At 68.0% G+C, this 20771-nt stretch carries 24 protein-coding genes; 12 read left to right on the top strand and 12 right to left on the bottom strand.

Going from position 1 to position 20771, the window contains the following annotated elements:
* Positions 1-744: 744 nt before the first annotated feature.
* From rpsT to mutM, 4 genes are all read right to left on the bottom strand, one after another.
* Positions 745-1005: a 30S ribosomal protein S20 gene (gene rpsT, locus JL100_RS29795; protein WP_202680976.1), complete on the bottom strand. Its 261-nt coding sequence runs from the start codon at positions 1003-1005 to the stop codon at positions 745-747.
* A 123-nt stretch (positions 1006-1128) separates the two neighbouring features.
* Positions 1129-1905 carry an enoyl-CoA hydratase gene (locus JL100_RS29790; protein WP_202680975.1) on the bottom strand — a complete coding sequence of 259 codons (777 nt, stop codon included), beginning with the start codon at positions 1903-1905 and terminating at the stop codon, positions 1129-1131.
* Positions 1906-1957: 52 nt separating this feature from the next.
* Entirely contained in the window at positions 1958-2380 is a 423-nt protein-coding gene (locus tag JL100_RS29785) for a hypothetical protein (protein ID WP_202680974.1), read from the bottom strand.
* 16 nt (positions 2381-2396) lie between these two features.
* Positions 2397-3236, bottom strand: coding sequence for a bifunctional DNA-formamidopyrimidine glycosylase/DNA-(apurinic or apyrimidinic site) lyase (gene mutM / locus JL100_RS29780; protein ID WP_202680973.1), 840 nt, complete (start codon positions 3234-3236; stop codon positions 2397-2399).
* 137 nt (positions 3237-3373) lie between these two features.
* On the opposite strand from mutM, the gene ubiE reads away from it, so the two are divergent.
* From ubiE to JL100_RS29720, 12 genes are all read left to right on the top strand, one after another.
* Positions 3374-4216 carry a bifunctional demethylmenaquinone methyltransferase/2-methoxy-6-polyprenyl-1,4-benzoquinol methylase UbiE gene (ubiE, locus tag JL100_RS29775; protein WP_202680972.1) on the top strand — a complete coding sequence of 281 codons (843 nt, stop codon included), beginning with the start codon at positions 3374-3376 and terminating at the stop codon, positions 4214-4216.
* Between the two features lie 25 nt (positions 4217-4241).
* Complete coding sequence (gene ubiB / locus JL100_RS29770; RefSeq protein WP_202680971.1) at positions 4242-5834, top strand: 2-polyprenylphenol 6-hydroxylase; 1593 nt, start codon at positions 4242-4244, stop codon at positions 5832-5834.
* A 96-nt stretch (positions 5835-5930) separates the two neighbouring features.
* Positions 5931-6188: a type II toxin-antitoxin system CcdA family antitoxin gene (locus tag JL100_RS29765; RefSeq protein WP_202680970.1), complete on the top strand. Its 258-nt coding sequence runs from the start codon at positions 5931-5933 to the stop codon at positions 6186-6188.
* 8 nt (positions 6189-6196) lie between these two features.
* The gene (locus JL100_RS29760; protein ID WP_202680969.1) at positions 6197-6526 is read left to right on the top strand and encodes a CcdB family protein; all 330 of its coding nucleotides are present in this window, start codon (positions 6197-6199) and stop codon (positions 6524-6526) included.
* 148 nt (positions 6527-6674) lie between these two features.
* Positions 6675-6971: a hypothetical protein gene (locus JL100_RS29755; RefSeq protein WP_202680968.1), complete on the top strand. Its 297-nt coding sequence runs from the start codon at positions 6675-6677 to the stop codon at positions 6969-6971.
* Positions 6968-7375 (top strand): type II toxin-antitoxin system VapC family toxin, encoded by a 408-nt coding sequence (locus JL100_RS29750; RefSeq protein ID WP_202680967.1) that lies wholly within the window; start codon positions 6968-6970, stop codon positions 7373-7375. The genes JL100_RS29755 and JL100_RS29750 overlap by 4 nt, the downstream gene beginning before the upstream one ends.
* A gap of 132 nt (positions 7376-7507) precedes the next feature.
* Positions 7508-8773 carry a bifunctional phosphopantothenoylcysteine decarboxylase/phosphopantothenate--cysteine ligase CoaBC gene (gene coaBC, locus JL100_RS29745; protein WP_202680966.1) on the top strand — a complete coding sequence of 422 codons (1266 nt, stop codon included), beginning with the start codon at positions 7508-7510 and terminating at the stop codon, positions 8771-8773.
* Between the two features lie 81 nt (positions 8774-8854).
* A complete protein-coding gene (gene dut, locus JL100_RS29740; RefSeq protein ID WP_202680965.1) occupies positions 8855-9364 on the top strand; it encodes a dUTP diphosphatase in 510 nt (169 codons plus the stop codon).
* Entirely contained in the window at positions 9364-9819 is a 456-nt protein-coding gene (locus JL100_RS29735; RefSeq protein ID WP_158047904.1) for an RrF2 family transcriptional regulator, read from the top strand. Before dut ends, JL100_RS29735 begins: the two co-directional genes overlap by 1 nt.
* Positions 9820-9892: 73 nt before the next feature.
* Positions 9893-10864 carry a cysteine synthase A gene (gene cysK / locus JL100_RS29730; RefSeq protein ID WP_202680964.1) on the top strand — a complete coding sequence of 324 codons (972 nt, stop codon included), beginning with the start codon at positions 9893-9895 and terminating at the stop codon, positions 10862-10864.
* Between the two features lie 227 nt (positions 10865-11091).
* Complete coding sequence (locus tag JL100_RS29725; RefSeq protein ID WP_202680963.1) at positions 11092-11907, top strand: HesA/MoeB/ThiF family protein; 816 nt, start codon at positions 11092-11094, stop codon at positions 11905-11907.
* Entirely contained in the window at positions 11904-12323 is a 420-nt protein-coding gene (locus tag JL100_RS29720) for a DsrE family protein (protein WP_202680962.1), read from the top strand. The genes JL100_RS29725 and JL100_RS29720 overlap by 4 nt, the downstream gene beginning before the upstream one ends.
* A gap of 13 nt (positions 12324-12336) precedes the next feature.
* On the opposite strand, the gene JL100_RS29715 is transcribed toward JL100_RS29720, so the two are convergent.
* The 8 genes from JL100_RS29715 to JL100_RS29680 all read right to left on the bottom strand — a co-directional run bounded on the left by JL100_RS29715 (position 12337) and on the right by JL100_RS29680 (position 20675).
* Complete coding sequence (locus JL100_RS29715; RefSeq protein ID WP_456115305.1) at positions 12337-12798, bottom strand: GNAT family N-acetyltransferase; 462 nt, start codon at positions 12796-12798, stop codon at positions 12337-12339.
* A gap of 71 nt (positions 12799-12869) precedes the next feature.
* Complete coding sequence (gene phoB / locus JL100_RS29710; protein ID WP_158047900.1) at positions 12870-13580, bottom strand: phosphate regulon transcriptional regulator PhoB; 711 nt, start codon at positions 13578-13580, stop codon at positions 12870-12872.
* 18 nt (positions 13581-13598) lie between these two features.
* Positions 13599-14324: a phosphate signaling complex protein PhoU gene (phoU, locus tag JL100_RS29705; protein WP_202680961.1), complete on the bottom strand. Its 726-nt coding sequence runs from the start codon at positions 14322-14324 to the stop codon at positions 13599-13601.
* A 67-nt stretch (positions 14325-14391) separates the two neighbouring features.
* The gene (pstB, locus tag JL100_RS29700) at positions 14392-15162 is read right to left on the bottom strand and encodes a phosphate ABC transporter ATP-binding protein PstB (RefSeq protein WP_202681198.1); all 771 of its coding nucleotides are present in this window, start codon (positions 15160-15162) and stop codon (positions 14392-14394) included.
* A gap of 81 nt (positions 15163-15243) precedes the next feature.
* Positions 15244-16554, bottom strand: coding sequence for a phosphate ABC transporter permease PstA (gene pstA, locus JL100_RS29695; protein ID WP_202680960.1), 1311 nt, complete (start codon positions 16552-16554; stop codon positions 15244-15246).
* A complete protein-coding gene (gene pstC, locus JL100_RS29690) occupies positions 16547-17929 on the bottom strand; it encodes a phosphate ABC transporter permease subunit PstC (protein WP_202680959.1) in 1383 nt (460 codons plus the stop codon). The genes pstA and pstC overlap by 8 nt, the downstream gene beginning before the upstream one ends.
* 88 nt (positions 17930-18017) lie before the next feature.
* Complete coding sequence (locus JL100_RS29685; protein ID WP_202680958.1) at positions 18018-19055, bottom strand: PstS family phosphate ABC transporter substrate-binding protein; 1038 nt, start codon at positions 19053-19055, stop codon at positions 18018-18020.
* A 159-nt stretch (positions 19056-19214) separates the two neighbouring features.
* Positions 19215-20675: an ATP-binding protein gene (locus JL100_RS29680; RefSeq protein ID WP_202680957.1), complete on the bottom strand. Its 1461-nt coding sequence runs from the start codon at positions 20673-20675 to the stop codon at positions 19215-19217.
* Positions 20676-20771 lie beyond the last annotated feature (96 nt).

Here is a 20771-nt window from a genome sequence, read left to right as displayed (position 1 = left end):
GCCCATCAGCTCCTGATACCGCGTTCCATCGGCCCCGCGAAGCGGTGGCCGGCCCCATACCCGGATTCCTGTCCCGATTCCCGGGACCTCGCCGCACCGCCGGCGGCATCGCCGCGAGAGCGGGCGACAGGATCCCGGACGGGATCCCACGGGTGCGGGAAATATGCCGAAACCAGCCCGGCACCTGCCATCAACTTTTCAGCCGGCGCTCCGTCACGCGCCATACTGTCACGTCCCGTCGCGGCACGCCCCCCCGGCCCGGGCGCTCCGACCGCTCCGGGAGACTCGAAGCACAGCGTCGACACCATGAAAGTGGGCAAGACCGCTCCCTGTCGGCAAAGTCGAGTCGCTTGCCGATCGTCGATTTCATTTTTTCGTGTAACCGGGCGCCGGGGAAGGAGCTCCCTTGGCGTTCTTCCGTCAGCCGCCCAATTCCCGTCTCTGGCGTGCGTTCCGCCCGCCGGAACATCGGGCCATTACTTGGCTCCGCGAGGCTCCGGGGGTTGTCGGCCAGTCCGTCAACAAATGTTAATAGGGTGTCGTCTGGCTGACAACGGGATCGAACAGGGAACGGCCGAAAAAGCTAATTTCGTTCTCTAACGACTTATTCTTCCGAATACGCCACGCGCACGCAGCTATAGCTTCAGCAACCTCGTGGTGCCAAAGAGTTGCGGAAGAAATTGAGCCGAGGAACAAAAAAGCCGCGCCGGACAGCGGCGCGGCTTGATCCCGCCGCGAGGAGGCTCAGAGAGCCTTGATGCGGGAGGACAGCCGCGACAGCTTGCGCGAGACCGTGTTGCGATGCAGCACGCCCTTGGAGACGCCGCGCATCAGCTCGGGCTGGGCTTCCTTGAAGGCATCGGCGGCGGCGGACTTGTCGCCGGTCGCGATGGCGGTCTCGACCTTCTTGACGAAGGTACGGATGCGGCTGACCCGCGCGCGATTCACGGCGGTGCGCCGCTCGGTCTGGCGGATACGTTTTTCTGCGGACTTGTGATTGGCCATAACTAAACCTTCTGCGGACACACCTGTGCCGAATGCGAGCGCGCTTTATAGGGGGCGTCGCCTTGGAGAGTCAAGGCGGGAGAGTCGCTTTTCTCCCGCCCCGGCCCTCCCCTTGGCGGGACTTCAGCGGTTCTTGAAGTTGGCTTCGCGCTTCTCGGCGAAGGCGGCCATCCCTTCCTTCTGGTCCTCGGTCGCGAAGGTGGAATGGAACAGGCGGCGCTCGAACCGGATCCCCTCCTCCAGGGTCGTCTCGTAGGAGCGGTTGACCGATTCCTTCGCCATCATCACGACGGGACGCGACAGCGAGGCGATCCGGGCCGCGACCTTCATGGCCTCGTCCACCAGGTCGGCCGCCGGCACGATCCGGCTGACCAGGCCGCAGCGCTCGGCCTCGGCGGCGTCGATGGTGCGGCCGGTCAGGACCATCTCCATCGCCTTGGACTTGCCGACGAATCGGGTCAGGCGCTGGGTGCCGCCGGCGCCGGGGATGGTGCCGATGGTGATCTCCGGCTGGCCGAACTTGGCGGTGTCGGCCGCCAGGATGAAGTCGCACATCATCGCCAGCTCGCAGCCGCCGCCCAGCGCGTAGCCGGCGACCGCCGCGATCACCGGCTTGCGGGCGGTGGCGACCCGGCCCCATTTGCGGGTGATGAAGTCGGAGAGATAGACGTCCATGTAGTCCCGTCCGGCCATCTCCTTGATGTCGGCGCCGGCGGCGAAGGCCCGGTCGCTGCCGGTCAGGACGATGCAACCGATCTCGTCGTCGGCCTCGAAAGCGTCCACGGCGGCGGCCAGCTCGGTCACCAGGGCGTCGGACAGGGCGTTGAGCGCCTTCGGCCGGTTCAGCGTGATGAGCCCGACATGGCCGCGGGTCTCGACCAGGATGTTCTCGTAAGGCATGTCTCTACTCCCAGATGTTGCCTGGCCCGGGTGTCGACCGGATGGGGGCCGGCTATTGCGGTATCAGCATGAAGCGGACGGTCACCGGGCCCCCCCGGCCAGAGGCGGCCGGCTCCTCGACCAGTTCTATGCGCAGGAGCTCGCCGTCCCGCAGGAATCGCCCCTCCCCCGCCGCGGCCCAGCCGAGCTGGGGGGCCGTTTCGGCATAGAAGCTCCGGATGGCGGAGGCGTCCAGGGTGCCCGTGGCGACCGCCTGCACGATCCGGCCGCCCGGCTTGTCGAACACGAGGGCCTGGTCGGCGACCGTGACGAGGCCGGGCATCAGGGGCAGGTCGTCGATCCCGTCCACGAAGGCATCCGCGGCGTTCGCCCCGGCCGGACCGCAAAGCCCCGCCCCGCCGGGCGAGCCGAAGGGCTGGGCCTGGAACAGGACGGCGGCGAGGACCGCGAAGGGAAGGACCGGAAGGCGCGGCATGGGCCTAAGCGATACATCAGCGCTGGCGTCGCGGACAATAGAAAGTCGATCGGTTGGCCTGCACGATCCGCTGCACCCCGCCGGTGCGTTCGACGTCGCAGGTGCAGCCGGGGCAGGCCCGCCCCTCGCGGTCGTAGACCGCGAACCGGTGCTGGAAATAGCCCAGCTCGCCGGAGGACTGGACATAGTCGCGGAGCGTCGAGCCGCCCGCCTCGATCGCCTCGGCCAGGACCTCGCGGATGGCGGGCACCAGCCGCTCGGCCCGGCGGCCGGCCACCGTGGCGGCGATCCGCCTGGGGCTGATGCCGGACCGGAACAGCGCCTCGCACACATAGATGTTGCCCAGGCCGGCGACCACGGTCTGGTCGAGCAGCGCCGCCTTGATCGGCGTGATCTTCGATCGCAGCGCGTCGGACAGCGTCTCAGCGTCGAAGCCGTTGCCCAGCGGCTCCGGCCCCAGGGAGGCCAGCAGGGGGTGGCGGTCCAGTTCGTCCTCCCCCGTCAGGGCCATCAGGCCGAATCGGCGCGCGTCGTTGAAGCGCACCTCGGAGCCGTCGTCGGTGGTCAGCAGGACGTGGTCGTGGGGCAGCGGCGGCCCCAGGTCGCGGCCGATGGTCATGCGGCCGGACATGCCGAGATGGACGATCAGCACCTGGCCGTCGTCCAGGTGGATCAGGATGTACTTGGCGCGCCGCCGGATCGTGACGACCCGCCGGCCGGTCAGCCGCTCGACCATGCGCTCGGGGAACGGGATGCGGAGGTTGGGGCGGCGCTGCTCCACCGTCGCGAGCACGCGCCCCTCCATCTTGAGCGCGAGCCCGCGGCAGACCGTTTCGACTTCGGGCAGTTCTGGCATGGGACCGACCATAGCCGGTCCGGAGCGCGACAAAAAGCGCCGCATCCCGTTTTGTTCGGCGGTCCGTTCGGCGATCCGCGCGGAAAGTCCGCCGTGGCAACTGGCAAGGGCACCGCCGAGCCGCTATGTTGCTGGCCATGGCCGAAGATCCCTCCCAAGACCCCGCTTCCGCTCCCGGCGCCCCGCCGCGCGGTCCGTCCGTCCACCCGTCCGACCGCCCCTCCCCCGAGGGAGAGGCGCCGGAGGCGCGCTGGTTCGGTTTCCGCGAGGTCGATCCCCGCACCAAGGCGCCGATGGTGCGCCAGGTGTTCGACAGCGTCGCCGGCAACTACGACCTGATGAACGACCTGATGTCGGGCGGCATCCACCGTCTGTGGAAATCGGACCTGATCGAGCTGATCCGGCCGCAGCCGGGGATGACCCTGCTGGACGTGGCCGGCGGCACCGGCGACATCTCGTTCCGCTTCCTGGAGGCGGCGGGCGGGCCGGCCCAGGCCTTCGTCTGCGACATCAATGAAAAGATGATCCTGGTCGGGCGCGACCGGGCGGTGGACCGGGGCGTGCTGTCCGGGGTGGAGTGGATCGTCGGGGACGCCGAGACGCTGCCGCTGAAGAGCCGGTCGGTGGACGTCTATACCATCGCCTTCGGCTTGCGCAACGTGACGCGGATCGACGCGGCGCTGGCCGAGGCGCGGCGCGTGCTGCGGCCGGGCGGACGCTTCTTCTGCCTGGAATTCAGCCGGGTCGTGCTGCCGGTGCTGCGCGAGATCTATGACCGGTATTCCTTCACCGTGCTGCCGCGCCTGGGCCAGATGGTGGCCGGCGACCGCGAGGCGTACCAGTATCTCGTGGAAAGCATCCGGCAGTTCCCGGACCAGCAAAGCCTGGTCGGCCGGATCGAGTCGGCCGGGTTCGGCCAGGTGCGCTACCGCAACCTGACCGGCGGCGTCGCCGCGATCCATTCGGGCTGGCGGCTCTGACCCTCCCCCAAGTTAGAAACCTGTCATGATCCGCACGATCCGCAATCTTGCCCGCCTCGTCGTGATCATGCGCACGCTGGGCCGTCACGACGCCCTGTTCCCGCACGAACTGCGCGACGTGGCGCCGGGAATCGCGGGATTCGCCCGCCTGTTCTCCGCCAAGGGCGTTCCCGGGCGGCCGGGCCAGCGGATCGCCGCGGCGCTCCGCGACCTCGGACCCAGCTTCATCAAGCTCGGCCAGATCCTGTCCACCCGGTCGGACCTGGTCGGCGAGGCGATCGCCGCCGACCTGGCCGAGCTTCAGGACAAGCTGCCGCCCTTCCCCACGTCGGAGGCCCGCCGGATCATCGAGGCGGAGTTGGGACGCCCGCTGGAGGAGATCTACGAGAGCTTCGACGAGAAGCCGGTCGCCGCGGCCTCGATCGCCCAGGTCCATTTCGCGGTGGTCGCGACCCGCCGGGACCGCGACGGCGAGCACGACCTGGACGCCGACGACCGGCGCTCCCGGGAGGTCGCGGTCAAGGTGCTGCGGCCGGGGATCGAGCTGGCTTTCCGGCAGGACCTGGACCTGTTCCGCTGGCTGTCCGAGCTGGCCCTGTGGATCCAGCCCCGGTTCAAGCGGCTGCGGCCGGGCGAGGTCGTGCAGATCTTCGCCGACACGGTGAAGATGGAGATGGACCTTCGGATGGAGGCCTCGGCCGCGTCGGAGCTGGCCGACAATTTCCGCGGCGACACCGCCTTCAACGTGCCCCGGGTGGACTGGGACCGGACCAGCCAGCGCGTGCTGACCCTGGAACGCATCCGCGGCATCAAGGTGGACGAGGTCGACAAGATCCGGGCGGCGGGGTTCGACCCCGACGACGTGCTGGCCCAGGCGTCGTCGTCCTTCTTCAACCAGGTGTTCCGCGACGGCTTCTTCCACGCCGACCTGCATCCGGGCAACCTGTTCGTCAACGAGGACGGCCATATCGCGCCGGTCGACTTCGGCATCATGGGCCGGCTGGACCGCGCCACGCGGTACTATCTGGCCGACATGCTGCTGGGCTTCCTGAACGGCGACTACCGCCGGGTCGCCGAGGTGCATTTCCAGGCCGGCTACGTCCCGGCGCACCAGAACATCGAAACCTTCACCCAGGCCTGCCGCGCCATCGGCGAGCCGCTGCTGAACAAGCCGCTGCACGAGATCTCGATCGGGCGGCTGCTGGCCCAGCTGCTGGCGGTCACCGAGCAGTTCGAGATGGAGACCCAGCCGCAGCTGCTGCTGCTCCAGAAGAGCATGCTGACCGCGGAGGGGGTGGGCCGGGCGCTCAACCCCGACATCAACATGTGGGAGCTCGCCCGTCCGCTGATCGAGGACTGGATGCGCGAGAACCGCGGTCCCGAGTCGCGCGTGGTCGACGAGCTGGAATCGGTGCTGAACGCGCTGCGCACCCTGCCCCGCGTGATGCGCGAGGCCGAGCGGGCGACCCGGATGATGAACGAGCACGGGCTGCCGCTTCACCCCGCGACGATCGAGATCCTGCTGGACGGCTTCGTCCGCAAGCGGCGGCGGACGATCTGGACCCTGTGGACCGTGACGATGGCCGTGGCGCTGGCGGCACTGGCGGTACTGACCTGACGGGCTTCGCGGCGACGGGGCCATGACGGAGGGACACGGCGATCTTCACATGCGCATGATCCCCGACATGATATGCGCATGTGAAGGGGGGATGACATGGGCGCACTCTCGCGGACTTACGATGTAACCGCTCGGAAGCGGGCAACCAACCTCAGCTTGAACGAGGATCTTCTTGCCAGGGCCCGTGATTACGGCATCAACATCTCGGCCGAGGCGGAGGCCGGGGTTGCGCGCGCCGTTGCGCTGGAAGCGGCGCGTCGGCGACAGCAGGATATCGATTCCGACATGGCCGTCCTGAATGAGCATCGCGCCACGCACGGCTCGCTCCTCGATGAAGACGATCCGAGGTTTTAAGCGCCATCATGCGCCGGTTCGACGTTTGCCGGAATCGGGGCAAGGGCCGATCCGGGTATCCTTATCTCGTGATCGTGCAATCGAAGGCCTTCAACAAGGGAGATACCCGCGTCGTCATCCCGCTTGTCACGTTTACAGCCGGCAAGACACTTAAGGACAGAAAACTTCACCCCTTAGTCACGATCGAGGATAAGGAGGTCTACCTGTCGCCTCTCGATATCTCGTCCATTCCCGTGGAGCGTATCGGCCCGATCGTTACATCGCTTGACGATCAGGCGGACGCAATTCGGGATGCCATCGACGATATGATGCGGGTGGAGCGCGGCCGTCAGCCTTGATGGACGCCGGGAGGCGGGAATGATCGCGTGACGATCGAGATCCTGCTGGACGGCTTCGTCCGCAAGCGGCGTCGGCGGTGGTGGTTTCCGGCTGAGCGGTATTGTATCATTCCTGCTCGGGCCGGATCTTTGAACTGGGAAAACCAGCATGGCGATCACTGTCAAGCTTCCAGATGTCGGCGAGACCGACGGGACCGCGATCGAATCCCGGCCGACCCTGACCAGGCTGTTTCAGGAAATCGCCCGCGAATCCGGGGTAGAGGTTGAGGTCTATGACCAAGCCGGCTCCTTCCTGGCAAGATATGCTTCCCCCGGACCCGGGCCTCGACGCATTCCGCCAGGTCAGCTGTTCGGTTGCCTGAAGGGCCAATTGCCCCTGACCGAGGAAGACCTCGAACAGCCTTTGGATATCGAATGGAATGCTGAGCAGGGCATCCTTCTTTGACGCAACTCCTGCTGGATACCCATGTCCTGGTCTGGCTGTTCGAAGGCATTCCAAGGATGGGAAAGAAAGCACTCGAACTGACGGCGGAAAGCTTTTCGGCGAACGGCCTCAAAGTGTCGGCAATCTCTTTTTGGGAAGTCGCCATGCTGGTACGGCGGCGAAAGCTATCCGGCGCGGTCGATGCCGCGGCTTGGCGAAGAATGGCACTGTCGATCGGGCTTGTCGAAATCCCTGTCACGGGGGATATCGGCGTGAACGCAGCGGACCTTGCCGATTTTCATCCCGATCCCGCCGACCGCATAGTCGTGGCGACCGCTCTCCACGAAAAGGCGATTCTGCTGACCGCGGACAGGAAGATACTCGCTTGGCCCGGGCCAGTCGTCACTCACGATGCCGAATCGTGAGGGTTACACAAGATTATTGTCCACAGATGAACGCAGATGGACGCAGATAAGGCTTAGATATCTGCGTCCATCTGCGTTCATCTGTGGATGACTTGAATCCGTCCCCAGGGACAGACCTCCAGGACCGCACCGATGGCCGATACACCTTTCCCCGAACACCGCATCCTCGACGGCAAGCGCATCCTGCTGATCATCTCGGGCGGGATCGCGGCGTACAAGTGCCTGGACCTGATCCGGCGGCTGAAGGAGCGCGGGGCGCGGGTGCGGTGCGTGCTGACCGAGGGCGGGTCGAAGTTCGTGACGCCGCTGTCGGTGGCGGCCCTGTCCGAGGAGAAGGTCTACATGGACCTGTGGTCGCTGACCGACGAGGCGGAGATGGGGCACATCCGGCTGTCGCGGGAGGCCGACCTGGTCGTGGTGGCTCCGGCCAGCGCCAACATCCTGGCCAAGATGGCGGCCGGCATCACCGACGACCTGGCGACCACCGCCCTGCTGGCGACCGACAAGCCGGTGATGGTGGCCCCGGCCATGAACATCATGATGTGGTCGCACCCGGCGACCCAGGCCAACATGGCGACCCTGGAATCGCGCGGCATCCTGCGGATCGGGCCGGGCGTCGGCGACATGGCCTGCGGCGAGACCGGCAGCGGCCGGATGAGCGAGCCGATGGAGATCCTGGGCGCCATCGCCGCCTTCTTCGGGCGCGCCGCGGCGCCCAGGGAGGAGGCTCCGGGGCCGCTGAGGGGCTGGCGGGCGCTGGTGACCAGCGGGCCGACCTACGAGCCGATCGACCCCGTCCGCTACATCGCCAACCGATCGTCCGGCAAGCAGGGGCACGCCATCGCGGCGGCCCTGGCGCGGCTGGGCGCCTCGGTCACGCTGGTCAGCGGGCCGACGCGGGAGCCGGACCCCGACGGCGTCGCCATGGTCCATGTGGAGAGCGCCCGCGACATGCTGGCCGCCTGCCAGGACGCGCTGCCGGTGGACGTCGCGGTCTGCGCCGCGGCGGTCGCGGACTGGCGGGTCCGCGCCATGTCGAGCCAGAAGCTGAAGAAGGACGGCGGCCACCTGCCGGCGCTGGAACTGGCCGAGAACCCGGACATCCTGGCCACCCTGTCCCGCCCGGGCCGGATGCGGCCGGGTCTGGTCGTCGGGTTCGCCGCGGAGACCGAGAAGGTGGTCGCGCACGCGCGGGCCAAGCTGGCGCGCAAGGGCTGCGACTGGATCGTCGCCAACGACGTCTCCCCATCCAGCGGGACCTTCGGCGGGACCAGCAACACGGTCCACCTGCTGCGCGGGGATACCCTGGAGGACTGGCCGCCGCTGTCCAAGGAGGAGGTTGCCCAGCGCCTCGCCGCCGCCATCGCGGACCATCTGGTGGGCACCGGGGCGGAGTAGGCGCCACGGGACGGCGGATTTTTTCGCCGCGGGGGGCGATTTACCTGTTACATTGTGTGATATCTGCGCTATCTACAGCGCATGATCCCTGATGCCGAACCCGATGCACCGGCCGCCTTGGCGGTGGCCGTGACGCGCCTTCCCAACAGTGCCGGCCTGGACCTGCCTACCTATGCGACGGAGCATTCCGCCGGCATGGACCTGGCGGCGGCCGTCGCCGGTCCCGTGGTCCTGGAGCCGGGCGCCCGGGCGCTGATCCCGACCGGTTTCGCGCTGGCACTGCCGGCCGGCTACGAGGCGCAGGTCCGCCCGCGGTCGGGCCTGGCGCTGTGCCACGGGATCACCGTGCTGAACAGCCCCGGCACCATCGACGCGGATTACCGCGGCGAGGTTGGCGTCATCCTGATCAATCACGGGGAACGGCCCTTCACCGTGGAGCGCGGCATGCGCGTTGCCCAGCTGGTGGTCGCCCCCTACGCCCGGGTCGCCTGGAGCCTTGCCGAGACCCTGGAGGAAAGCGCCCGCGGCGCCGGCGGTTTCGGGTCTACCGGGACGGACAGGGCCGGCGCGGACGAAAAAGGACAAGACTGATGCTGCGCATCTCGAAGAAGCTGATGTTCGCGATCGAGGCGGTCCTCGACATCGCCTACAATGCCGGCAGCGAGCCGGTGCAGAGCGGCGAGATCACGCGCCGCCAGGGAATCCCGAAGCGCTACCTGGAACAGGTGCTCCAGCAACTCGTCCGCGCCGGGGTACTGGCGGGTGTGCGGGGTCCGCGCGGCGGCTATCGGCTGGCCCGGGAGCGGCGGCGTATCAGCATCGGCGAGATCGTCCGGGTGGTCCGCGCCATGGAAACCGCGACCGATCCCGTGGAGGAGCCGACCGGGTCGATCCTCGGCCTGAAAGTCGTGCGGCCGATCTGGCTGCAGCTCCAGGACGACTGCATGACGCAGCTCGACGACATCACGATCGAGGACCTGTGCCTGCGCGCCAACCAGGCCGGCATCGAGAGCGAAACCCACGCCAAGATCGATTTCAGCATTTAAAATCGGGGTTCGAGGTATTAGATTGGATTATCTGTGATTTCCAAGATTTAACAGTTGCGAAGGGTGGAATACCATGGCGGCTCCAGAACACGGACCTGAATTCCGGGGCAGGATCTACGACAGCATCCTGGATACGATCGGGGCGACGCCGCTGGTCCGCGTCCGGCGGCTGGCTTCGGAGTACGGGGTCAAGGCCGACATCGTCGGCAAGCTCGAGTTCTTCAACCCGCTGTCCAGCGTCAAGGACCGCATCGGGCTGGCGATGATCGAGGCGGCCGAGGCCGAGGGCAAGATCGAGCCGGGCAAGACCACCCTGGTCGAGCCGACCTCAGGCAATACCGGCATCGCGCTGGCCTTCGTCGCCGCGGCCAAGGGCTACCGGCTGATCCTGACCATGCCGGAGAGCATGTCGGTCGAGCGCCGCAAGATGCTGAAGCTGCTGGGCGCCGAGCTGGAGCTGACGCCCGCGTCGGAAGGCATGAAGGGCGCCATCCGCAAGGCGGAGGAGCTGGTGGAATCCACTCCAGACGCCTTCATCACCCAGCAGTTCAAGAACTCGGCCAACCCGGCGATCCACCGCACCACCACGGCCGAGGAGATCTGGCGCGACACCGCCGGCAAGGCCGACATCCTGATCAGCGGCGTCGGCACCGGCGGCACGCTGACCGGCGTCGGCGAAGTGATCAAGCAGCGCAAGCCCGACTTCAAGATCATCGCGGTCGAGCCGGAGGACAGCCCGGTCCTGTCGGGCGGCCTGCCCGGCCCGCACAAGATCCAGGGCATCGGCGCCGGCTTCGTGCCCGACATCCTGAAGAAGGACCTGATCGACGAGGTGCTGCGCATCTCCAACCAGCGCGCCTTCGAGACCGCCCGCAAGGCGGCCCGTGTCGAGGGCCTGGCGGTCGGCATCTCGTCGGGCGCCGCGCTGGCGGCGGCGATCGAGGTCGGCCAGCGGCCGGAGAACGAGGGCAAGCTGATCGTCGTGATCATCCCGTCCTTCGCCGAGCGCTACCTGTCGACCGCCCTGTTCGAGGGGCTGGAGTAAGGTAGAGCCGGGCTTCCTCCAGGAGTAAGGTCGCGCGTGGATGGCCGGATCAAGTCCGGCCATGACGGAAAAGGGAGGCCTTGGCTTGTGGGTCCGGTGACGGTCGGGTCCGGGTGGCTCCCTTTTCGTCATGCGCGGGCTTGACCCGCGCATCCACGCGCAAACTGACGGGAAGAAGTCCGGCCATATCGGCGGGCGGAAACAAGCAAACACCAGGTCAGCACCCTATGGATTTCACCGACGCGCAGGTCGAACGCTATGCCCGCCACATCATCCTGCCGGAGGTCGGCGGCATCGGGCAGGAGGTGCTGCTGAAGTCGCGAGTGCTGGTGGTGGGGGCCGGCGGGCTGGGCTCGCCGCTGCTGCTCTATCTCGCGGCGGCGGGCGTCGGCGCCATCGGGGTGATCGACCCCGACGTGGTCGACCTGTCCAACCTGCAGCGCCAGATCATCCATGACACCGGCTCGATCGGCACGCCCAAGGTGGAGAGCGCCCGGGCGCGGCTGGAGGCCATCAACCCGGACGTGCGGCTCGATGTCCACCGGGAGCGGCTGACCGCGGCCAACGCCATGGGGCTGATCGCCGACTACGACGTGGTGGCGGACGGCACCGACAATTTCGCCGCCCGCTACCTGCTGGCGGACGCCTGCCATCTGGGCGGCCGGACGCTGGTTTCGGCGGCCATGCTCCGGTTCGATGGGCAGATCTCCACCTTCAAGTCCTATCTGGGCGGTCCCAATCCCTGCTATCGCTGCATCTTCCGCGAACCGCCGCCGCGCGGGCTGGTGCCGAGCTGCGCCGAAGGCGGCGTGCTGGGGGCGCTGGCCGGCGCCGTCGGCTCGATCCAGGCGATCGAGGTCCTGAAGGAGCTGCTCGGCATCGGGGACAGCCTGTCCGGACAGTTGCTGATGTACGACGCGCTCCACACCAGCTTCCACAAGGTCCGGGTCCAGCCCGATCCGGAATGCCCGCTGTGCGGACGGCATCCGACCATCACGGACCTGTCCGCGCATCCGTCCGGGCATGACGGAGCCCTGCCATGAGCGGGGCTTCGACGCTGTCGCTGGTGGTGTTCTCCGGCGGGTTCGACCGGGTCCACTACGCGCTGGTGATGGCGAGCGCCGCGGCGGCGACCAACCGCAAGGCCACCCTGTTCTTCACCGGCCGGGCGGTCCTGGCGTTGAAGGCCGGGGATGGCTGGCGCGGGCTGGACCCTGCCGACGACGGCTCGTCGCCGGAGGAGCGCAACGCCCATTTCGGCCGCAGCGGCCTCGCCGAGTTCGAGGAACTGCTGGAGGCCTGCGTCGCCCTGGGCGTGACCGTGATGGTCTGCGAGATGGCGCTGAAGGCGATCGGCCTGGACGCGTCCGCCCTGCGCGACGACGTGCCGGTGGTGACCGGCGGCGTCGTCACGCTGCTGAACGGGGCTCCCGGCGACGGCAACATGCTGTTCGTCTGAATCCGCCGGCCGATTACCGGCGGCGCCACTCTTCCCGGGTTATTTCCCAGATCCCGGCGGGGAAGCGGCCCGAGACGAAGCCCCTTTCGTGGATGCCGACCAGCCGCATGCCGTCGCGTTCCGACAGCCGGCAGGACCGCAGGTTCACCTCGGCCTTCTGGACCCGGAGGACGGGGCGGCCGAGGGTTTCGAACCAGAAATGCATGACGGCGGCGCTGGCTTCGGTCATCAGGCCCCGCCCCTGCCAGGCGGGATCGAGCCACAGGCCGCGATTATCGTCGAGCTTGTCCATCAGGCTGACGATGCCGATCAGCCGGTCGGGCTCCGCGCGGGGGCGGATCGACCAGTGCCATTCGGCGCCCCGCGCCATGGCGGGAAGTGCTGCGTCCCGGATATGGGAGAGGGCGCCGTCGGCCGGATAGGGCCATGGCACATGGTCGGCGAGGAACCGCACGATCTCCCACCGGGGGAACACGTCCTGGACCGCGCCGGCGTCGGAAAGCTCCAGCGGCCGGAGGACCAGCCGGGGCGTCTCCAGGACCGGGATCAGGCGGCGCCGCCCTTGACGTCGAGCGCGTAGCCCGCCGAGCGGACGGTGCGGATCAGGTCGTTGTCGTTTTCCTCGTTCAGCGCCTTGCGCAGCCGGCGGATATGCACGTCGACGGTGCGCGGCTCCACATAGACGTCGTGGCCCCAGACCAGGTCGAGCAATTGCTCGCGCGAGAAGACCCGGCCGGGATGCTGCATGAAGTGGCGCAGCAGGCGGAACTCGGTCGGCCCCAGATGGATGTCGCGGCCCTGGCGGCGCACCCGGTGGGCCGCCAGATCCATCACCACGTCGTTGAACCGCAGCATCTCCTCCGCCAAGCCGGGGCTGGCGCGGCGGAGCACGGCGCGCATCCGGGCGACCAGCTCGGTGGGGGAGAAGGGCTTGGCGATATAGTCGTCGGCCCCGGAGTTGAGGCCGCGGACCTTGTCCGCCTCCTCGCCGCGGGCCGTCAGCATGATGATCGGGATGTCGCGGGTCTTGGGGTTGCGCCGCATCTGGCGGCACACCTCGAGCCCCGACATCAGCGGCAGCATCCAGTCCAGCAGGACGATGTTGGGCGTCTGCTCGGCGGCGAGCAGCAGCGCCTCCTCGCCATCTCCCGCGGAAAGGGTGCGGAAGCCCTCCTTGTCGAGATTGTACTTGAGGAGCGTAACGAGGTCCGCCTCGTCCTCGACGATGAGGACGAGGGGTTTCAGCGCCGAATTCATGGGATGCCTTGTTCCAAACTAGTCCTGCGTTTCCGGCTCGGGGGTGACGACAGCATAGCTGCTTTCGTCACCCTTGGGGCGTTCCGTCGTCAGCGGGTGCCCGATCACCAGGAAATGGATCGTCTCGGCGATGTTGGTCGCGTGGTCGCCGATCCGTTCCAGGTTCTTGGCAATGAACAGAAGGTGCGTGCAGGGCGTGATGTTGCGCGGGTCTTCCATCATGTAGGTCAGGACCTCGCGGAACAGGCTGGTATAGAGGTCGTCCAGCTCCTCGTCGCGGCGGCGCGCCGCCACCGCCTTCTCCACGTCGCGCTCGATGAAGGCGTCGAGCACATCCTTCATGATCTCCTGGACCAGCCGGCCCATGCGGGGGATCGCGGCGGCCGGACGGACCGCCGGCACCTGGGCCAGGGCGATCGACCGCTTGGCGATGTTGGCGGCGTAGTCGCCGATCCGCTCCAGGTCGGCCGCGATCTTCAGCGCCGACACGATCTCGCGCAGGTCGGACGCCATGGGCTGGCGCAGGGCCAGCAGGCGGAGCGTCTCCGCGTCGACGTCCCGCTCGTAGCCGTCGACCCGGAGGTCGGACTGCATCACCTGGGCCGCGATGGTCGTGTCGCGGCGGACGACGGCCTGAACGGCCGCCTCCACCTGGGCCTCGGCGACGCCGCCCATCTGCGTGATCAGATTCGCCAGCCGCTGCAGTTCCTGCGCGAACGACTTGACGATGTGCTCGTTGCTCATGCGCCGCTTCCCTGAATTGCCCGATTATCCCGAATGACGTCCCGCCGATCAAGCCGGCGGGGCCGGCTCAGCCGTAGCGGCCGGTGATGTAGCCCTGGGTCCGCTCGTCGCGGGGATTGGTGAAGATCTCCTCGGTGTCGCCCACCTCCACCATGTCGCCCAGGTGGAAGAAGGCGGTGCGCTGGGACACGCGGGCCGCCTGCTGCATGTTGTGGGTGACGATCACGATGGTGTAGTTCTCCCGCAGCTCGTCGATCAGCTCCTCCACATGGGCGGTCGCGATCGGGTCGAGGGCCGAGCATGGCTCGTCCATCAGGATCACCTCGGGGCTGACCGCGATGGCGCGGGCGATGCAGAGGCGCTGCTGCTGGCCGCCGGACAGGCCGGTGCCCGGCTCCTTCAGGCGGTCCTTCACCTCGTTCCACAATCCTGCGCGCTGCAGGCTCTTGGCGACGATCTCGTCCATCTCCTCCCGCCGGCTGGCAAGGCCGTGGATGCGCGGACCATAGACGATGTTGTCGTAGATCGACTTGGGGAACGGGTTCGGCTTCTGGAACACCATGCCGACCCGGGCGCGGAGCTGGACCGGATCGATCGCCTTGTCGTAGATGTCCTGGCCGTCCAGCGTGATCAGGCCCTCGATGCGGGCGATGCCGATCGTGTCGTTCATGCGGTTGAGGCAGCGCAGGAACGTGGACTTGCCGCAGCCCGACGGGCCGATCAGCGCGGTGACCTGCCGTTCCGGGATCGCCAGGTCGATGCCCTTCAGCGCCTGCTTGGCGCCGTAGTACACCTTGACCTGCTTGGCATCCATCTTGTTCGCGACGCCTGCCAGCATGCCGGCGGCGGAGCGCGCCTCGACGCCGGGGATCGCGCTGGTTCCGGTCTGTGTTTGGCCGAGTTGGGTCTGGGCGGTCATTTACCAACGCCTTTCAAATTGCTTGCGCAGGACGACGGCGATCGCGTTCATCGCGATCAGGAAGGCCAGGAGGACCATGATCGCGGCCGAGGTGCGCTCGACGAAGCCGCGCTCCGGGCTGTCGGCCCACATGAAGATCTGCACCGGCAGCACCGTCGCGGCGTCGCCGAAACCCGAGGGGGTGTCCACGATGAAGGCGATCATGCCGATCATCAGGAGGGGCGCCGTCTCGCCGAGCGCGTGGGCCATGCCGATGATGACGCCGGTCAGGATGCCGGGCATCGCGAGCGGCAGCACGTGGTGGGTCACCACCTGGAGCGGCGAGGCGCCGACGCCCAGCGCCGCCTCCCGGATCGACGGCGGGACCGCCTTCAGCGCCGCGCGGCCGGCGATGATGATGGTCGGCAGCGTCATCAGCGCCAGCACGATGCCGCCGACCACCGGGGCCGACCGGGGCATGTTGAAGACGTTGAGGAACACCGCGAGGCCGAGCAGGCCGAACACGATCGAGGGCACCGCCGCGAGGTTGTTGATGTTGACCTCGATCAGGTCGGTCAGCTTGTTCTTCGGCGCGAACTCCTCCAGGTAGACCGCGGCGGAGATGCCGATCGGGATCGCGAGGCCGAGCGTCACCATCAGCGTCAGCAGCGAGCCGACCAATCCCGCCTTCAGGCCCGCCAGTTCCGGGTCGCGGCTGTCGCCGTTGAGGAAGAGCCGCCAGTTGAAGCCGTTCACGATGTTGCCGTTGGCGACCAGCTTGTCGATCCAGGCGATCTGCTGGTCGGTGACCTTGCGGTCGGTCTCCGGCACGCGACGGTCGATGTTGCCCTTGAGGAGCTGGTCGTAGTCGCTCGCCAGGGCCAGGTTCACGGTCCTGCGGGTCCCGATCAGGGACGGGTCGTCCATGACCATCTGCCGCAGCTCGAACGCGGCGCCGTTGCTGATCATGGCGGTCAGCCGGCGCCGGTCGGTCCTGGACTCCACCTCGGGGAAGACCGCCAGCAGCGCGTTGCGCGCCAGGGCCGCGTAGTTGGCGTTGGACAGGGTGTTCGGGTCGCGGGTGCCCTGCGGATCGATCTCGGCCGGGTCGAAATGGATCTCCAGCGCCAGGTCGTGCTGGGCGAAGGCGGTGTAGCCCTGGGCCACGATGCTGGCGAGCAGGACCGCCAGCATGGCCAGCGCCACGCCGATCGCGGCCATGCCGTACATCTTGAAGCGCCGCTCGGCGGCGTAGCGCTTCTTCAGGCGGGCGGCGAAGTCGTCGGTCTGATACGGCGCGGCCGCCCGGGGTGAGCTGATGATGTCAGTCATATTTTTCCCGATACTTCTGCACCACCCGGAGGGCGATGATGTTCAGGCCGAGGGTGACGGTGAACAGCACGAGGCCGAGGCCGAAGGCCGAAAGGGTCTTGGCGCTGTCGAACTCCTGGTCGCCGACCAGCAGGGTGGCGATCTGGACGGTGACGGTGCTGACCGCGTCCAGCGGGTTGGCCGACAGGTTGGCGGCGAGGCCGGCGGCCATCACGACGATCATGGTCTCGCCGATCGCGCGGCTGACCGCCAGCAGGACGCCGCCGACGATGCCGGGCAGCGCCGCCGGAAGCACCACCTGCCGGATCGTCTCCGACTTGGTGGCGCCGAGGCCGTAGGAGCCGTCGCGGAGCGACTGGGGCACCGCGTTGATGATGTCGTCCGACAGCGAGCTGACGAAGGGGATGATCATGACGCCCATCACGACGCCGGCGGCGAGCGCCGACTCCGAGCTGACGCCGAGCCCGAGGCTCTGGCCCACGTCGCGCACGAAGGGCGCCATGGTCAGGGCGGCGAAGAAACCGTAGACCACCGTCGGGATGCCGGCCAGGATCTCCAGGACGGGCTTGACCGTGCCGCGCACCTTGGCCGGCGCGTATTCCGACATGTAGATGGCGCTCATCAGGCCCAACGGCACCGCGACCACCATGGCGATCGAGGCGATCAGCAGGGTGCCGGTGAACAGCGGCACGGCGCCGAACGACCCGTCGGACGCCACCTGGTCGGCGCGGATCGCGGTCTGCGGGCTCCAATGGAGGCCGAACAGGAACTCGGTCGGGGGCACCTTGGTGAAGAACCGGATCGCCTCGAACAGCAGCGACAGGACGATGCCGACCGTGGTCAGGATCGCCACCAGCGAGCACAGGATCAGGAAGATATTGACGACCTTCTCGACCTGGTTGCGGGCGCGCAGGCCGGGCTCGATCCGCTGCCGGGCATAGTAGAGGCCGGCGCAGGCGATGGCGAGCATGACGACCGCGAGGGCGCCGTTGCCGATCCCCCGGAGGCTCTTGTAGTGCTCCGCCGCCGCCAGCAGGGCCGGGTCGGGCACGCGGCTGGTGATGTTGCCGTAGGCCAGGTTGTGGATGTCGACCATGATCAGGTTGATTTCCTGGGGCGACAATCCCGCCAAGGCGGCCGGCAGGCTGGAGCGGACCATGCCGTCCACGATCGACCCTTCGAGGCCGGTCCAGAGGGCGAACAGCATGAGGGCGGGAAGGCCGACCCACATGGCGACGTAGAGGCCGTAGTAGGACGGCACGGAGTGCAGCGTGGAGAGCCTGCCGCCGGCCGTGACCACCGCCCGGGACTTGCCGAGCTGGAATCCCACAAACGCCAGCACGGCGAGAACCGCTAGGAAGAGTGATACTGACATCGGGACCCGTCGGGATTTGAGGGCGACTGTCTGCCGGAAACTCCCGCCTGCCGGCGCGGGAAGGCGCCGGCAGGCGGGGAGCCGGCGATTACATCGTGACCGGGGTCAGGTTCAGGATGTCGGTCCGGACCTTCTCGCGCTTGGCCTTGGGCAGCGGGATCAGGCCCTTGGCCTCCAGGTAGCCGTCCTCGCCGAACGCCTTCTCGCTGGTGTACTCGGCCAGGAACTCGCGGATGCCGGGGATGACGTCCACGTGCTGGTTCTTGACATACACGTACATGGAACGGGCGACCGGGTACTTGGCGTCCGCGATGTTGTCCAGCTCAGGTGCCACGCCGTTGATCCTGGCGCCCTGCAGCTTGTCCATGTTCTGGTCGAGGAAGCTGTAGCCGAAGATGCCGTACGCGTCCTTGTTGGCGACCAGCTTCTGGACGATCAGGTTGTCGTTCTCGCCGGCTTCCACATAGGCGCCGTCCTCGCGGATCTGGTTGCAGACCGCCTTCTGCTGGTCGGCCGGCAGGGCCTTCACTTCCGGGAACTGGGCGCAGCCGACATCCATCACCAGCTCGACGAAGGCGTCGCGGGTGCCCGAGGTCGGGGGCGGGCCGAGCACCTCGATCTCCTTGTTGGGCAGGGACGGGTCGATCTGGTTCCAGGTCTTGTAGGGGTTCGGGACGACCTGGCCGTTCACGACGACCTGCTTGGCGAGCGCCTGCCAGATCTGCTTGATGGTGTAGTCGGTGTTCGTCGCGGCCTTGGAGTTCGCGAAGACGATGCCGTCGAAGCCCACTTCCAGCTCGCTGACGGTGGTGACGCCGTTGGCGGCGCAGCTCTCCAGTTCGGACTTCTTGATGCGGCGCGACGCGTTGGTCAGGTCCGGATGCTGGACGCCCACGCCGGCGCAGAACTGCTTGATGCCGCCGCCGGTGCCGGTGGACTCGACGACCGGGGTCTTGAACTTGCCGGTCCGACCGAAGGTCTCCGCGACCGCGCTGGTGAAGGGGAACACCGTGGACGAGCCGACGACGCGGATCTGGTCGCGGCCCTGGGCCTGGGCGCCACCCGTCAGCGCGACGGTCGAAGCGAGGGCGGCGAGCGCCGCCACGGCGAGCTTCTTGTTGATCACGATCTAATCCTCCAGCCAATTCGCCAAAATACGGACCAAAAGCCCTGTTTTTCCGCGGCACCTGAGTACCGGCGGCTTCGGCGCGGACCTTAACGGCGATCGGCGATACAATTACTACGGCGGGATGACAGTTTGATGACACCCGCGACCGAGAGGCGACTATGCCGCGGAGCCGCCTGCCCTGCGGGTATCGGCGGCCTTTTCCTCGGCCGCGACAGGGAGGAAAACCGTGAAGGTGCTGCCTTTTCCGACGTCGCTCTCGATCGTCAGGCGACCGCGATGGCGGTTGACGATGTGCTTGACGATCGCGAGGCCGAGGCCGGTGCCGCCGAGCTGCCGGCTGCGCGCGGGGTCCACCCGGTAGAACCGTTCGGTCAGGCGCGGCAGGTGCATGCGGGCGATGCCCTCGCCGCAATCGGACACGGAGGCCGAGACCATGGGCGCCGCGCGCCGGCCCCCGGCGGGGAGCGGCACCACGGCGCTCGCCGGGCCGCCCCCGCCGGGCTCGACCAGCGCCAGGGCGATCCGCACCTCGGTGCCGTCGCGGGTGTACTTGACCGCGTTGTCGATCAGGTTCTGCAGGACCTGGGCGAGCTGGTCCTCGTCGCCGGTGACCGGGGGCAGCCGGTCCGGCAGGTCCAGGTGCAGGCGGATCCGGCGCGCGGCGGCCTTCAGCTCCAGCGCGGCGACGGCGCCGCGGGCGATGCGCCCCAGGTCGGCCCGGCCGGTGGGCGCCGTATGCTCGTCCAGCTCGATCCTGGACAGGGAGAGCAGGTCGTTGACCAGCCGCGACATGCGGCCGGACTGGTCGTGCATGATGCCCAGGAAGCGGTCGCGCGCCTCGGCGTCGTCGCGCGCCGGGCCGCGCAGGGTCTCGATGAAGCCCAGAAGGGTGGCGAGCGGCGTGCGCAGCTCGTGGCTGGCGTTGGCGACGAAGTCGGCGCGCATCTGCTCGGACCGCTTGATCGCGGTGATGTCGTGCAGGGTCAGGATGATGATGGTGGACCCGTCGCGGCGGAACGGCTTGACCCGCGCCTCGAAGACCCGCTCCACCGGGACCGGCAGGCTGAACTCGACCATGCGCGAGGCGCCGCCGGCCAGCACGGCGTCGACCGCGCCCAGCAGGTGCGGGTTGCGGAGCGTCGCCGCGAGGTCGCGGTCGGCCATGCGGTCGCCGAACAGCCCCCGCGCCGCCATGTTGGCCAGCGTCACCCGACGGTCCGACGCGATCAGGATCAGCGGGTCATGGAGCGCTTCCAGGATCTGCTCGGTGGCTTCCAGCCCGGCGCGCAGCCGTTCGCCGCGCTCCAGCCACTCGCCGTGGGTCCTGGAGGCCGACGCCGCAAGCAGGCGGGCCGTCGGCGAGAGGGCTTCGGGCATGGGGACGACGCCCCCGGCGTCGCCGAGGGACTGGAGATACGTGGCGACGTCGGCGGCATCGCGCCGGTAGACGCGCGTCGCCAGCGCCGCCGCCGCGACCGCGGACAGGAACCCCACCCCGGCGGCGCCCCAGGTGACCGCGCCCACGGCGGCGAGCCCCAGCAGGACGACCCCGAGCGCCAGCACCAGAGGCCCGCCGAGAAGAAGCGGTATCGTCGTCGGAACTACCGGTGAGGGCATGATGGCTCGGAGCGGTCGGGTCGCAAGTAATGAACGGTCGTTACTAGACCACACATTACATCCTTTCACGCCCGGGCGAACCTGCGTCACAAAACA

Source organism: Skermanella mucosa, from assembly GCF_016765655.2.
Taxonomy (GTDB): domain Bacteria; phylum Pseudomonadota; class Alphaproteobacteria; order Azospirillales; family Azospirillaceae; genus Skermanella; species Skermanella mucosa.
This window is presented reverse-complemented; position numbering and strand designations above follow the sequence as displayed.